A 13,748-nucleotide genomic window follows, 5' to 3' on the forward strand; every position below is an offset into this window, starting at 1 on the left:
ACCTTTCAAAAAATTTGATTGATAACCAACAATTTTAGCGTTTTATTTTCTCAAAATCGAAAAATAGAATAATAAGGTAAATAAATCAGGGTTGGCGCCAACTGATTTTGATTAAAAAATGATTAAATAATTTGACTGGTTGAATCATGAAAATCTCAAAACTACAGCTCATTTATCTGGCAGCATTATCGATGCTTGGCTTCGTTGCTACCGATATGTATCTGCCAGCATTCAAAGCGATGGAAATCGACTTTGCAACAGGCCCTGAGCAAATTGCGCTCTCTTTAACGGTATTCCTCGTTGGTATGGCGATTGGCCAGCTAATGTGGGGATTGGCATCCGATAAATTTGGCCATCGTAATACACTCGCAGCCGGGTTGGTGCTATTTACTATCGCGTCATTCGGTTTGGCTTTCTGTGATCAAGTATGGCAACTACTCACACTGCGCTTTATCCAAGCTATCGGTGTGTGTGCACCAGCCGTGATCTGGCAGGCTATGGTCATTAAACGCTACTCAAGCAGTAGCCAACAAATTTTTGCGACAATCATGCCACTCGTCGCGCTATCACCAGCACTAGCACCTCAATTAGGGGTTGTGTTGGCAGATAACTTCGGCTGGCACAGTATCTTTATTACGCTAACACTGGTTGGTGTCTTTTTGGTCTTTGCGACCATGGCACAAAAAGACGAGAAAGCAGAAATCAAACAAACCAGTATGTCTGCCGACATCAAAGCGCTGCTGAGTTCTAAAAAATACCTTGGCAACGTGTTTATGTTTGCGACGGCTTCAGCTGCATTCTTTGCTTACCTAACAGGGATGCCAGAAATCATGGCGCAACTGGGCTACGAAGCAAAAGATATTGGTTTGAGCTTTATCCCACAAACTATCGCGTTTATGGCTGGTGGCTACTTAGGTAAAGTAGGCGTTCGAAAATTTGGTGATGAAAAGGTTCTGCGCCAACTTATTGGCCTATTTAGTGTCGCGGCATTAATGATTTTCATTGCTTCACAGTGGGAGCTGTCATCGATTTGGCCTATTCTTGCGCCATTCTGTTTGATTGCCGTTGCTAACGGCGCGCTGTACCCAATCGTGGTAAACCGTGCACTGGCCAGCGCACAACAGAGCCCTGCAACAGCAGCAGGTCTGCAAAACAGCCTGCAAATCTGTGTAAGTAGCTTCTCAAGTGCATTGGTAGCCGCAATGGCAAGCCAAGCTCAGATGGTTACTGGCATCGCAATCATCATCTGTATGGGTGGGCTGTGGATGGGATACATTCTGTCGAATCGCGAATTATCCAAGCACTTTACGACTCCTGACAACGCCCGAGTCGTGAGTGAAGACGAACTTTAATTGTTCAGATAATAAAAAGAGCCGCGCAATGCGGCTCTTTCTGTTTATAAGCTTTTCAACCCCCACTTCTTGGCAGTCTGCTTAAAAAAGCCTTGAGTCTTTTTCAACTCTACCCAGTGATTGATGTAATTAATCCATACTTGATCGTCTTGCGGCAACAACATAGCAATTGGGGTTGGTTTACGCGGTGCGGTCACTGGCACTATCGCCAACTGTTTAAACTTGTCCACTAACGTCGCTGCTTCCACATTGGACGTCACCGATACATCGGCCCTGCGAGCTAGTAGTTCTTGGAAGTCGCGCGCTGGCGCTTCAATAACAATATGCTGAGCAGACGGGAAGAACTCTTTCACCATTTTTTCTTGTACCGTACCTAACGTCGCCGCGACTTTTACTTCTGGTTTATTAAAATCCGCCCAATCAGAGAATTTGGCGAGATCTTTCTTTTGCACCACAGGTACAAAGGCAAGGTAGAAATACGGCTGGCTGTATCCAGCTACTTTCGCGCGCGACATGTTCAGAGATGCGCTGCCAGTAATATCGTATTTGTTGGCGGTAATGCCATTAACTAGCGTCTTCCAATCCGTGGGAACATACTCCACTTTTACACCGAGATCTTTAGCAAGTTCTGTTGTTACATCGATATCGAAGCCACGATAACTGTTTGTCGCGGGGTCTTTCATCGTCATCGGATTCCAATCTCCCGTCGTTCCAACTCGGAGTACGCCATTGTCTAAAATAGATTGAAGACGGCTTTCAGCGTGAGCGACTTGAGTCGCAGCAAGCAAACACATTCCTAGCACTAGTAAAATCTTTCTCATTTTTATTCCCTTAAAAATAATGACCTTATACGGTTTAATAATTAACCTTTATTAGAGCTCTACTGATAACATAGCAGCAACAAAGGAAGTTTTTTAGTTAATTCAGGGAGTAAATGTGACGTTTCGAACTCTATGGCTGTTTTCACTGCTATTACTCACTGGTTGTTCAGATTATCAATGGGGCTGGTATGTACTTGACCCTTCGACGGATCAAGGACTCACCAATCTAAAGTTTTTAATCGCTGGGTTTAATGACACCATTCAGGTATCACTCCTCAGTATGTTGTTTGCGATGAGCTTGGGTCTGATCGTTGCGTTACCCGCTCTGTCGGACTCAGCCTCTCTGAAGTGGATAAACCGTATTTACGTCGAGGTGATCCGTTCAGTGCCAGTTTTAGTCTTACTACTTTGGGTGTATTACGGCATGCCTACGCTATTGGATGTCTCACTCAATCACTTTTGGGCGGGTGTTATTGCACTGACTATCGCTGAGAGCGCGTTTATGGCGGAAGTATTTCGCGGTGGAATACAAGCTATCAGCCGTGGCCAGCATGAAGCGGCTGAATCTTTGGGCTTAAGCTATTGGCAAAAGATGCGCTTGGTAATTCTTCCCCAAGCGTTTCGGCAAATTCTCCCACCACTGGGCAATCAATTTGTCTACATCCTCAAGATGAGTTCTTTAGTCAGCGTGATTGGTTTAAGCGATCTCACTCGCCGTGCTAATGAGCTGGTGGTGAATGAGTACTTACCCTTAGAGATTTATACCTTCCTCGTTTTGGAGTACTTGTTACTCATCCTATTTGTATCTCAAGCCGTTCGTTGGCTCGAAAAACGTATTGCCATTCCTAGCTACTAGCGATGAAGCCTTAGCTAGAAACAACAAAGCCGCTCTTGTTGAGCGGCTTTGACAATATAGAGACAGAGTGTAGGTAATGCTTATTTCTGTTTTACAGGACGCTGCCAGCCAGTAATTTTGCGTTCTTTGACGCGAGTAATTACTAACTCACCTTCTTCAACATCTTTTGTTAGTGTCGTGCCAGCACCGATGGTTGCGCCATCAGCGATAGTGACAGGCGCCACCAGCTGGCTATCAGAACCAACAAAAACATCATTACCGATGATGGTTTTAAACTTGTTCGCACCATCGTAGTTACAAGTGATAGTACCTGCACCGATGTTAGTACGTTGGCCGATCTCTGCATCACCTAAGTAAGTTAGGTGGTTCGCTTTTGAACCTTCTCCGATGCGCGCATTTTTCACTTCAACGAAGTTACCCACATGGGAATCGTTACGCATTTCAGCACCAGGACGAAGGCGAGTAAATGGACCAACCGTACATTCTTCACCAACCGTTGCACCTTCAATCACACTGTAAGGGCGAACGATGGTGTTGTCGTCGATTTCACAATCTTTCAGTACACAACCCGCACCGATAACCACGTTATCACCCAGTGAAACTTTACCTTCGACGATAACATTCACGTCGATTTCACAGTCCATACCGCACTGTAACTCACCACGCAAATCAAAGCGTGCTGGATCGCGTAGCATGACACCTTGCTCTAGTAGCTTCTGAGCTTGCATTGACTGGAAAGCGCGCTCTAGACGAGCAAGCTGTGCGCGGTCATTGACCCCTTCCACCTCAATGGCATTGACTGGGTGTACTGCCTCAACGGCACGACCTTCATCGTGTGCAGCTGCAATAACGTCAGTTAGGTAGTATTCGCCTTGTGCGTTGTTGTTGTTTAAGCCAGACAACCAACGCTTAAGATCCCCACCAGTCGCAACCATCACGCCAGTGTTGATCTCTTTAATTTGTTTTTGTTCTTCTGTTGCATCTTTTTGTTCAACGATCGCCACAACAGGACCATTCTTACGGATAATACGACCGTAGCCTGTCGGGTTATCTAGAATCACTGTTAGTAGCGCAATACCGCCTGTTGGCTGTGCATCTAATAGGTTTTCAATCGTTTCAGCTGAAATCAGTGGAACATCACCGTAAAGCACGAGGATTTTTTCATCGTCTTCAAAGCGAGGAGATGCTTGATCAACCGCATGACCAGTTCCTAACTGCTCCGCTTGAAGCACCCAATTTACAGGCTCTTCTGCAAGAGTGGTTTGCATTTGATCACCACCGTGACCAAAGACCAAGTGGATATTTTGTGCACCTAGACCTGTACATGTATCAATCACATGTTTTGCCATTGGCTTGCCTGCCAAAGTGTGTAGCACTTTAGGCATGTTCGAATGCATACGGGTACCTTTACCCGCTGCAAGAATCACAGCACTGAATTTCATTGATAACCTATTGACGTTTTATGTTAATTGGCCGTTATTTTAAACAGCTCTTTTAAAATAGTTAATGGAGTAAGGTAAATTTCCAACTAAAATTAATCAAAAAGGCGACCAATTGGCCGCCTTTTTTCATGCAACGTTGCTAATTGAGCTTAGCGACGCTTTTTTGTCAGCTCGATAACTCGTAGCTGAGCAATGGCTTTAGCCAGTTCACTGGCCGCTTGTGCGAAGTCCATGTCACCATGCTGATTCTGGATTTGCTCCTCAGCGCGGCGTTTGGCTTCTTCTGCCTTCGCTGCGTCTAGCTCTTCACCACGGATAGCTGTATCAGCTAGTACAGTCGCTGTACCAGGCTGAATCTCTACCATACCACCAGAAACATAAATAATTTCTTCGTGGCCGTGCTGTTTCACAATACGCACCATACCAGGCTTGATAGCGGTCAGCAGCGGTGTGTGACCATGGAAAATACCAAGTTCACCTTCGCTACCGGTCACCTGAAACGTTTCAACACGACCAGAGAAGATTTTCTTCTCAGCGCTTACTACGTCTAGGTGAAAGGTTATTGCTGCCATATCGCCTCCTAGTTAGCCTTATAGCTTCTTCGCATTCTCAATAGCATCGTCGATGCTACCGCAGTACATAAATGCCTGCTCAGGAATGTCGTCGTATTCACCAGCTAGTAGACCTTTAAAGCCACGTAGAGTCTCTTTTAGAGGTACGTAAATACCAGGGTCACCTGTAAATACTTCTGCTACGTGGTAAGGCTGAGTTAGGAAACGCTCAATCTTACGTGCACGAGATACAACTTGCTTATCTTCTTCAGATAGCTCGTCCATACCTAGGATAGCAATGATATCTTTCAGCTCTTTGTAGCGCTGAAGAGTCTGCTGAACACCACGAGCAACTTCGTAGTGATCTTGACCAACTACTAGTGGATCAAGCATACGAGATGTTGAATCTAGCGGGTCGATCGCAGGGTATAGACCCATTGCAGCGATGTTACGGTTAAGTACAACCGTTGCATCCAAGTGCGCGAACGTTGTTGCTGGAGACGGGTCAGTCAAGTCATCCGCTGGTACGTATACCGCCTGTACAGACGTGATAGAACCTGATTTCGTTGACGTGATACGCTCCTGAAGTACACCCATCTCTTCTGCAAGAGTTGGCTGGTAACCTACCGCAGAAGGCATACGACCTAGTAGTGCTGATACCTCTGTACCTGCAAGTGTGTAACGGTAGATGTTATCAATGAACAGTAGTACGTCACGACCTTCGTCACGGAAACGCTCTGCCATTGTTAGACCAGTCAGTGCAACACGTAGACGGTTACCTGGTGGCTCGTTCATCTGACCGTAAACCATCGCTACTTTTGATTCTTCAGGCTTCTCAACGTTTACAACGCCCGCTTCCTGCATCTCGTAGTAGAAATCGTTACCTTCACGAGTACGCTCACCAACACCAGCAAATACTGATAGACCTGAGTGCTGTAGTGCGATGTTGTTGATAAGTTCCATCATGTTAACGGTCTTACCTACACCTGCACCACCGAATAGACCGATTTTACCACCCTTAGCGAATGGACAAATTAGGTCGATTACTTTAACGCCCGTTTCTAGAAGTGCAATTTCGTTTGATTGCTCTTCGTAGCTTGGTGCACTACGGTGGATAGAGTAAACCTCTTCCGCACCCACTTCACCACGCTCGTCAATCGCGTCACCTAGGACGTTCATGATACGACCTAGAGTTTTAGTACCTACTGGTACTGAAATTGGAGCGCCAGTGTTAACCACTTCAACTCCACGACGTAAACCATCAGAGCTACCCATTACGATACAACGAACTACGCCACCGCCTAGCTGTTGTTGAACTTCAAGAACTAGACGCTCTTTTGAGTCCGTTACGTTTAGAGCGTCATATACACTAGGTACATTGCTCTGTGGGAACTCTACGTCGACTACCGCACCGATGATCTGTACGATCTTACCTGTAGCCATCGTTAATCCTCTAAACTATTTCGTTTTACCTAAGCTTAAACCGCAGCTGCACCACCAACGATTTCTGATAGTTCTTGTGTAATCGCAGCCTGACGGGCTTTGTTGTACACAAGTTCCAAATCGTCAATCAAACTGGTTGCGTTATCCGTTGCAGCCTTCATCGCAATCATTCGAGCCGCTTGCTCACAAGCAAGGTTCTCAACCACACCTTGGTATACCTGAGACTCTACGTAACGCACTAATAGCGTATCCAGTAGAGGTTTTGGTTCAGGCTCATAGATGTAGTCCCATGAATGCTCACGCTGCATCTCTTCGCTGTCCGATTTAGGCAAAGGTAGCAATTGATCGATCGTTGGTTGCTGAACCATAGTATTAACAAACTTGTTGAATACTACATATAGACGGTCCAGTTCACCTTCATCGTATTTCTTCAGCATTACGCCAACAGAGCCGATTAGGTCTTGTAGGCTTGGATTATCTCCAAGACCAGAAACCTGTGCCGCAACTTTTGCGCCACCATGTTTAAAGAAAGCTGTTGCTTTTGAGCCAACAACGGCTAGCTCAATCTCAGCACCTTTCTCTCTCCATGCTTGCATGTCTGTAACGGCTTTTTTGAACACGTTAATGTTCAAACCACCACACAGACCACGGTCTGTCGAAACGATGATGTAACCAACACGTTTAGCTTCACGCTCTTCTAGGTACGGATGACGGTACTCTAGGTTTGCGTTAGCCACATGACCGATCACTTTACGCATTGTTTCAGCGTATGGACGAGAAGCTTCCATTGCATCTTGAGAACGACGCATTTTTGAAGCTGCTACCATTTCCATCGCTTTCGTAATTTTCTGAGTGCTTTTAACACTACCGATTTTATTACGTATCTCTTTTGCGCCGGCCATCGTTACTCTCCGTTAGTTGGTGGCAGAAACTGCCACCGACCTAATTACCAAGTTTGGGTTGCTTTGAAGTCGTCAGTCAGTTTCTTCAACTGAGCTTCGATTTCATCGTTGTAAGCGCCAGACTTGTCGATCTCAGCTGCTAGTTCAGCGTATTGACCGCGAGCGTACGATAGTAGAGCCGCCTCGAAATCTAGAACTTTGTTAAGTTCTACATCATCAAGGTAACCGCGCTCTGCCGCGAAGATAGTTAGAGCTTGGTCAAATACAGACATTGGAGCGTACTGCTTCTGCTTCATTAGTTCTGTAACTTTTTGACCATGGTCTAGCTGTTTCTTCGTTGCGTCATCAAGGTCAGAAGAGAACTGAGCAAATGCCGCTAGTTCACGGTATGCAGCTAGTGCTGTACGGATACCACCTGATAGTTTCTTGATGATTTTCGTCTGAGCTGAACCACCTACACGAGATACTGAGATACCAGGGTCAACAGCAGGACGAACACCAGCGTTGAATAGCTCAGTTTGTAGGAAGATCTGACCATCAGTAATCGAGATTACGTTAGTCGGTACGAATGCTGAAACGTCACCTGCTTGAGTTTCGATGATAGGAAGAGCAGTCAAAGAACCAGTCTTACCTTTCACTTCACCGTTAGTGAAACGCTCTACGTACTCTTCGTTTACACGAGCTGCACGCTCTAGTAGACGCGAGTGTAAGTAGAATACGTCACCTGGGAATGCCTCACGGCCTGGTGGACGTTTAAGTAGTAGAGAGATCTGACGGTAAGCTACCGCTTGCTTAGATAGATCATCGTAAACAATCAGTGCGTCTTCACCGCGATCGCGGAAGTATTCACCCATCGCACAACCTGCGTAAGGCGCTAGGTATTGAAGCGCTGCAGATTCAGAAGCTGATGCAACTACAACGATAGTATTTTGTAGTGCGCCGTGCTCTTCTAGTTTGCGAACAACGTTAGCGATAGTCGATGCTTTCTGACCGATTGCTACGTAGATAGAGAAAATACCAGAGTCTTTCTGGTTGATGATCGCGTCGATCGCCAGTGCTGTTTTACCAATCTGACGGTCACCGATGATAAGCTCACGCTGACCACGACCGATTGGGATCATTGAGTCAACTGACTTATAACCAGTTTGCACAGGTTGGTCTACCGATTTACGGTCGATTACACCTGGTGCGATCACTTCTACAGGCGAAGTCATTTTCGCTTCGATTGGACCTTTACCATCGATAGGCTCACCCAGCGTGTTTACTACGCGGCCTAGTAGTTCTGGACCAACTGGCACTTCAAGAATGCGGCCAGTACCTGTAACTTTCATGCCTTCCTTAAGGTCAGCATATGGGCCCATTACAACCGCACCAACCGAGTCACGCTCAAGGTTAAGTGCCAGTGCATAACGGCCACCCGGTAATTCAATCATTTCACCTTGCATCACGTCCGCTAGGCCGTGGATGCGGATGATACCATCGCTTACCGATACGATAGTACCCTCGTTGCGAGCTTCACTAACAACTTCGAAAGATTCGATACGTTGTTTGATCAGATCGCTAATTTCCGTGGAATTAAGTTGCATGCTCCAATCCCCATTAAGACTGCAATGCATCGCTCAGGCGGTTCAAACGACCACGCGCTGAGTCATCGATGACTAGGTCTCCGGCTCGAATAATAACCCCACCAAGTAGGGTCTCATCTACACTGCAATTCAGCTTCACTTTGCGTTCAAGACGCTTTTCAAGTTTGCTGCCAATGTTTGCAAGTTGTTCATCAGAAAGCTCTGTTGCTGAAATTACTTCAACATCAATTTCTTTCTCATGTTCTTTTTTCAGAGTAAAAAACTCTTTACAAACATCAGGAAGGGCCGCTAAACGACCATTCTCAGCCATTACCTTCAAAAGGTTTTGACCGTGCGCATCAACTTGTTCGCCGCAAACTGCAACAAAAATTTCTGCCATTTTATCAGCAGAAACCGAACCCGTTAGTAGTTCGTTCATTTGTTCGTTTTTGGCCACTTCAGCAGCAAAAGATAACATTTGGCCCCATTGGTCCAACTGGTCTTTCTCTAAAGCAAAGTCGAAGGCTGCTTTAGCATAGGGGCGTGCGATAGTAGTCAAATCAGACATATGCGCCCCCAGACTTAAAGTTTTGCAGTAATGTTGTCGAGAATATCTTTTTGCGCATCTTTATCGATAGAACGCTCAAGGATTTTCTCAGCACCAGCTACAGCCAGAGTAGCAACTTGTTTGCGCAGCTCATCGCGTGCACGATTGCGTTCAGCTTCAAGTTCTGCTTCTGCTTGCGCTAGGATTTTCTGGCGTTCTGCCTGAGCTTCCTCGCGAGCTTCATCAAGAATTTGAGACTTACGTTTGTTCGCTTGTTCGATGATCTCAGTTGCTGTGCGCTTCGCTTCTTTCAATTGATCAGAAGCGTTGGCTTGTGCTAGATCCAAGTCTTTCGCAGCACGTTCTGCTGCTTGAAGACCATCAGCAATTTTCTTCTGACGCTCTTCGATCGCTTGCATCAATGGTGGCCATACATACTTCATGCAGAACCACACAAATAGTGCGAACGAGATTGCTTGACCTAGCAGAGTTGCGTTTATGTTCACAACAGCTACCCCTCTATTTGGACTTAGTGTTAATCAGTGACAAGCGATAATCGCCCGTCCCGAGTTAAAGGTGATTAACCTAGTTGACCAACGAATGGGTTTGCGAAAGTGAATAGTAGCGCGATTACGATACCGATCATTGGAACCGCATCAAGTAGACCCGCGATGATGAACATCTTAACTTGTAGCATAGGAGCCATTTCTGGTTGACGTGCAGCACCTTCTAGGAATTTACCACCTAGCAGTGCGAAACCAATCGCTGTACCAAGAGAAGCAAGACCGACGATAATACCTACGGCGATTGCAGAAAAGCTCAGTAAAGTTTCCATTACTATCTCCAATTTATAGTTGTTGGCTTAGTGCCCAAATAAAAAGCTTTAAAAAAATTAATGATCAGGATCTTCGTGTGCCATTGACAGGTAAACAATTGTCAACATCATGAATACGAAGGCTTGAATCGTAATAACCAAGATATGGAAGATTGCCCACGGTAGTGAACCCATCCATTGTAAGTACCATGGTAGCATTGCCGCACAAAGAATGAATACAACCTCACCCGCGAACATGTTACCGAATAGACGCATACCAAGTGATAGAGGTTTCGCTAATAGCGATACCACTTCAATTAGTAGGTTAAACGGAATCATCAGTGGGTGATTGAATGGATGTAGTGCAAGTTCTTTTGCGAATCCACCTAGACCTTTTACTTTGATGCTGTAGTAAATCATCAATGCAAAAACGCCTAGAGCCATAGCCATGGTGATATTCACATCAGCAGACGGTACAACCTTAAGGTAAGGAATACCTAGCCAATGCTCTGCTGGGTATGGTAAGAAGTCGATAGGAACTAAGTCCATCACGTTCATCAAAAATACCCAACAAAAGATAGTCAGTGCTAAAGGCGCGATCAGTGGGTTGCGTCCATGGAACGTGTCTTTGACGTTATCGGCGACAAATTCAACGATCATTTCTACAGCACACTGAAGCTTACCCGGTACACCCGCTGTTGTTCTCTTTGCTACTTTGTAAAAAATTCCGAGGAAGATTAAACCAGTAAACCAAGAAAAAAACAGGCTATCGATATGTACGTTCCAGAAACTTGTCTCCGACCCTACTAAACCCAACTTGTATAGCGATAGGTTAGAAAGGTGGTGGGCAATGTAACCGGACGATGTTAGCGCTTCACCTGGCGCAGCCATAACTCATCCTATTTTTTGTTGTTAATGAATAGCACTGGTGCACAGATATTAATACCTAGTACCAGCAAATAGGTTAGTTTGAGGGGAACAAGTTCCACCTGCATATACATGTAGGCAACATAGAACAGTGCAACCGTGATGAGAATTTTCAGTACTTCACCCGTATAGAAGGAAGCAGCGATGCGCTTGGCAGCGCGAGCTCCACTAAACATGAAAGCACACAGCGCGAATACTGCATTGGCAACAACAAAAATGCCTCCGCCAATCAGCGCTGAAAATCCCCAGTCAGGATTTATGGCTACCGCCATTCCTGCTGCCACAAAAATAACCGCGCCAGACTGGATCATTAACAATTGCCTTGCGAGCTCTCGTCCTGGTCTAGCTAACGCAGCTACCATGTATTCGTACCTCTAGTAATATCCACTTCGCACTTAACTCTCTGTGCTGGGAAATTGGCGAAAATTATACGTTCAGTTCAACGTAAAGCAATTCGATTGCATCAAAAACTTACAGTTTTGTTTACAAAACGACAACTTTCGCACAAAATTCGATTAATTAGATTAATTGACCTAAATCAATTATCTCATCTAGGCCTCAAGCTTGGCAATTAGTTGGTCCAATTTGTGAGGCTCATCAAGACTTATCGTCAATTTCGCTTTTCCGTTTGCAGAACGGGTAAGAGAAACTTTTGCATCAAGCAGCTGACTCAATTTATGCGACATTTGCTCGGCTTCGGTATCCTCTTGTTGCCCTTTTTGCTCATTTTGTGGGGCTAAGCACTTTTTTACTAACTGTTCAGTTTGGCGAACAGTCATTTGCTTCTTAGCCACTTGTTGAGCTACTTCGACTTGCTGTTCGCCTTCTAACGCTAACAGAGCTCGAGCATGACCCATTTCCAATTTTTTATCTGCAACCAGACCTTTTACATCAACTTCCAACTGATTCAGACGTAATAGGTTACTCACCGTCGTTCTTGATTTACCAATCACATCGGCCACTTGCTGATGTGTCAGCGTGAATTCATCTTGTAGACGCTCAAGCGCTTGGGCTTCCTCAATCACATTCAAGTCTTCACGTTGAATGTTTTCAATCAACGCCATGGCGATGGCGGCACGATCTTCAACTTTTTTCACCAAACACGGCACGCGTTTTAAACCCGCCTGCCTTGCAGCACGCCAGCGGCGCTCACCTGCAATGATCTCAAACTGACCATTTTCGACCTGGCGAACCACGATTGGTTGAATAATGCCTTGTGATTGAATCGAAGCCGCTAGTTCTTCTAGCGCTTCAGGCGCCATATCTTTACGCGGTTGGTATACGCCCGGCTGCAATTGACCAATCGCTAAATCGGTTAACTCACCGTCTGCCGATAATTCTTGGCTATGCGATGCAATATGCTGTTTTTCACGAGCAAACGAACTGGTCGACAATAACGCATCCAGTCCTTTTCCGAGACCACGCTTAGACATGGGATTGAATTCCTTAGGTTAGAGTTAAACTGGGATTTCTTCGCGGCGGAGCATTTCGCCCGCTAGAGCAAGATACGCTTTGGCACCTGCGGAGTACTTATCGTAGTACATTGCTGGCTTACCGTGACTTGGCGCTTCAGCCAAACGAACATTACGCGGAATGACAGTACGGTAAACTTTATTCCCAAAGTGTTTTTTAAGTTGATCGGATACTTCATTCGATAAGCGGTTGCGTGGGTCGTACATGGTACGCAATAAACCTTCGATTTTTAGGTTTTCATTCACAACAGCCGCTAACTTGCTGATTGTATCCATAAGAGCAGTTAAACCTTCTAACGCAAAGTATTCACATTGCATCGGCACCAGCACAGAGTCAGCTGCCGCCATCGCATTGATTGTAAGAAGGTTTAGAGAAGGAGGACAATCAATAAAGATGAAATCATAGTTATCGCGAACTGACGACAATGCATTTTTTAGACGCACTTCACGAGCGAAAACTTCCATCAATTTGATTTCTGCCGCGGTTACGTCTCCGTTCGCCGCGATCAAATCATACTTCCCTGTTGTTTGGGTACAAACGACTTGATCGAACGGTGTATCTTCGACCAAAAGATCGTATGCGGTGGCGTCGACCATATACTTATCCACGCCACTGGCCATCGTAGCATTGCCTTGCGGGTCGAGATCGATCACCAAAACCTTGCGCTTTGTTGCCGCCATCGAAGCCGCTAAGTTAATGCACGTTGTTGTTTTGCCGACCCCACCTTTCTGGTTGGCGATTGCTACAATTTTACCCACGATTACCTCGCTAATTTTCCTTGCGCGATAAGATTACTAGATGACGATCACCTTCCAACTCAGGAACAGCCAAAGATATGATCTCTGTCACACTGCACCATTCAGGAAGCTGATCCATTTCATCTTTAGGGTGCTGTCCTTTCAGCGCTAGAAACACCCCGTGCTCTTGTTTCGGCAAATGGTGGCACCATTCCACCATGTCTGTCATTGAAGCAAAAGCTCGACTCAAAACGCCATCAAATTTTTCTTCAGGTTGGAATTCTTCGACGCGACTTTGAATTGGTGTCACGTTTTTCA

General features: G+C 45.6%; 16 protein-coding genes. 2 read left to right on the forward strand and 14 right to left on the reverse strand.

Annotated elements, in window-relative coordinates; genetic code table 11:
• Positions 1-146: 146 nt before the first annotated feature.
• Positions 147-1,352, forward strand: a complete 1,206-nt coding sequence (gene punC / locus R7O12_RS22895) for a purine nucleoside transporter PunC (protein WP_005378946.1) — start codon at positions 147-149, stop codon at positions 1,350-1,352.
• 44 nt (positions 1,353-1,396) lie between these two features.
• Here the strand turns inward: punC and R7O12_RS22900 are convergent, their stop codons facing one another.
• Complete coding sequence (locus tag R7O12_RS22900) at positions 1,397-2,173, reverse strand: transporter substrate-binding domain-containing protein (RefSeq protein ID WP_005378944.1); 777 nt, start codon at positions 2,171-2,173, stop codon at positions 1,397-1,399.
• Positions 2,174-2,288: 115 nt separating this feature from the next.
• Here R7O12_RS22900 and R7O12_RS22905 point away from each other — a divergent pair, with 115 nt between their 5' ends.
• Complete coding sequence (locus R7O12_RS22905) at positions 2,289-3,029, forward strand: amino acid ABC transporter permease (protein ID WP_005383852.1); 741 nt, start codon at positions 2,289-2,291, stop codon at positions 3,027-3,029.
• Positions 3,030-3,109: 80 nt separating this feature from the next.
• Here the strand turns inward: R7O12_RS22905 and glmU are convergent, their stop codons facing one another.
• The 13 genes from glmU to R7O12_RS22970 form a co-directional block, all read right to left on the reverse strand.
• A complete protein-coding gene (gene glmU / locus R7O12_RS22910) occupies positions 3,110-4,471 on the reverse strand; it encodes a bifunctional UDP-N-acetylglucosamine diphosphorylase/glucosamine-1-phosphate N-acetyltransferase GlmU (protein ID WP_213971875.1) in 1,362 nt (453 codons plus the stop codon).
• Positions 4,472-4,620: 149 nt separating this feature from the next.
• A complete protein-coding gene (locus R7O12_RS22915; protein WP_005378937.1) occupies positions 4,621-5,043 on the reverse strand; it encodes a F0F1 ATP synthase subunit epsilon in 423 nt (140 codons plus the stop codon).
• An 18-nt stretch (positions 5,044-5,061) separates the two neighbouring features.
• Complete coding sequence (gene atpD, locus R7O12_RS22920; RefSeq protein ID WP_005383849.1) at positions 5,062-6,465, reverse strand: F0F1 ATP synthase subunit beta; 1,404 nt, start codon at positions 6,463-6,465, stop codon at positions 5,062-5,064.
• 35 nt (positions 6,466-6,500) lie between these two features.
• Entirely contained in the window at positions 6,501-7,367 is an 867-nt protein-coding gene (gene atpG / locus R7O12_RS22925) for a F0F1 ATP synthase subunit gamma (protein WP_005378932.1), read from the reverse strand.
• 44 nt (positions 7,368-7,411) lie between these two features.
• Positions 7,412-8,953: a F0F1 ATP synthase subunit alpha gene (gene atpA, locus R7O12_RS22930; RefSeq protein WP_005378931.1), complete on the reverse strand. Its 1,542-nt coding sequence runs from the start codon at positions 8,951-8,953 to the stop codon at positions 7,412-7,414.
• Between the two features lie 13 nt (positions 8,954-8,966).
• Positions 8,967-9,500 carry a F0F1 ATP synthase subunit delta gene (gene atpH / locus R7O12_RS22935; protein WP_005378930.1) on the reverse strand — a complete coding sequence of 178 codons (534 nt, stop codon included), beginning with the start codon at positions 9,498-9,500 and terminating at the stop codon, positions 8,967-8,969.
• Between the two features lie 14 nt (positions 9,501-9,514).
• Positions 9,515-9,985, reverse strand: a complete 471-nt coding sequence (gene atpF / locus R7O12_RS22940; RefSeq protein WP_005378929.1) for a F0F1 ATP synthase subunit B — start codon at positions 9,983-9,985, stop codon at positions 9,515-9,517.
• A gap of 74 nt (positions 9,986-10,059) precedes the next feature.
• A complete protein-coding gene (gene atpE, locus R7O12_RS22945) occupies positions 10,060-10,314 on the reverse strand; it encodes a F0F1 ATP synthase subunit C (protein WP_002540812.1) in 255 nt (84 codons plus the stop codon).
• Positions 10,315-10,371: 57 nt separating this feature from the next.
• Entirely contained in the window at positions 10,372-11,184 is an 813-nt protein-coding gene (gene atpB / locus R7O12_RS22950; RefSeq protein ID WP_005378922.1) for a F0F1 ATP synthase subunit A, read from the reverse strand.
• Positions 11,185-11,192: 8 nt separating this feature from the next.
• Entirely contained in the window at positions 11,193-11,582 is a 390-nt protein-coding gene (locus R7O12_RS22955) for a F0F1 ATP synthase subunit I (protein ID WP_005378921.1), read from the reverse strand.
• Positions 11,583-11,771: 189 nt separating this feature from the next.
• Positions 11,772-12,653 (reverse strand): ParB/RepB/Spo0J family partition protein, encoded by an 882-nt coding sequence (locus tag R7O12_RS22960; protein ID WP_005383840.1) that lies wholly within the window; start codon positions 12,651-12,653, stop codon positions 11,772-11,774.
• Between the two features lie 24 nt (positions 12,654-12,677).
• Complete coding sequence (locus tag R7O12_RS22965) at positions 12,678-13,451, reverse strand: ParA family protein (protein ID WP_005383838.1); 774 nt, start codon at positions 13,449-13,451, stop codon at positions 12,678-12,680.
• Positions 13,452-13,461: 10 nt separating this feature from the next.
• Positions 13,462-13,748, reverse strand: a 287-nt coding sequence (locus R7O12_RS22970) for a 16S rRNA (guanine(527)-N(7))-methyltransferase RsmG (RefSeq protein ID WP_318126421.1), incomplete at its 5' end; no start/stop codon positions are given.

The sequence above is a fragment of the Vibrio sp. Vb1574 genome, from assembly GCF_033338675.1.

Bases quoted from the DNA above. Each gene is read 5' to 3' on its own strand.
- punC (WP_005378946.1), top strand. From the start codon at position 147: ATGAAAATCTCAAAACTACAGCTCATTTATCTGGCAGCATTATCGATG.
- R7O12_RS22900 (WP_005378944.1), bottom strand. From the start codon at position 2,173: ATGAGAAAGATTTTACTAGTGCTAGGAATGTGTTTGCTTGCTGCGACT.
- glmU (WP_213971875.1), bottom strand. From the start codon at position 4,471: ATGAAATTCAGTGCTGTGATTCTTGCAGCGGGTAAAGGTACCCGTATG.
- R7O12_RS22915 (WP_005378937.1), bottom strand. From the start codon at position 5,043: ATGGCAGCAATAACCTTTCACCTAGACGTAGTAAGCGCTGAGAAGAAA.
- atpD (WP_005383849.1), bottom strand. From the start codon at position 6,465: ATGGCTACAGGTAAGATCGTACAGATCATCGGTGCGGTAGTCGACGTA.
- atpG (WP_005378932.1), bottom strand. From the start codon at position 7,367: ATGGCCGGCGCAAAAGAGATACGTAATAAAATCGGTAGTGTTAAAAGC.
- atpA (WP_005378931.1), bottom strand. From the start codon at position 8,953: ATGCAACTTAATTCCACGGAAATTAGCGATCTGATCAAACAACGTATC.
- atpH (WP_005378930.1), bottom strand. From the start codon at position 9,500: ATGTCTGATTTGACTACTATCGCACGCCCCTATGCTAAAGCAGCCTTC.
- atpE (WP_002540812.1), bottom strand. From the start codon at position 10,314: ATGGAAACTTTACTGAGCTTTTCTGCAATCGCCGTAGGTATTATCGTC.
- atpB (WP_005378922.1), bottom strand. From the start codon at position 11,184: ATGGCTGCGCCAGGTGAAGCGCTAACATCGTCCGGTTACATTGCCCAC.
- R7O12_RS22955 (WP_005378921.1), bottom strand. From the start codon at position 11,582: ATGGTAGCTGCGTTAGCTAGACCAGGACGAGAGCTCGCAAGGCAATTG.
- R7O12_RS22960 (WP_005383840.1), bottom strand. From the start codon at position 12,653: ATGTCTAAGCGTGGTCTCGGAAAAGGACTGGATGCGTTATTGTCGACC.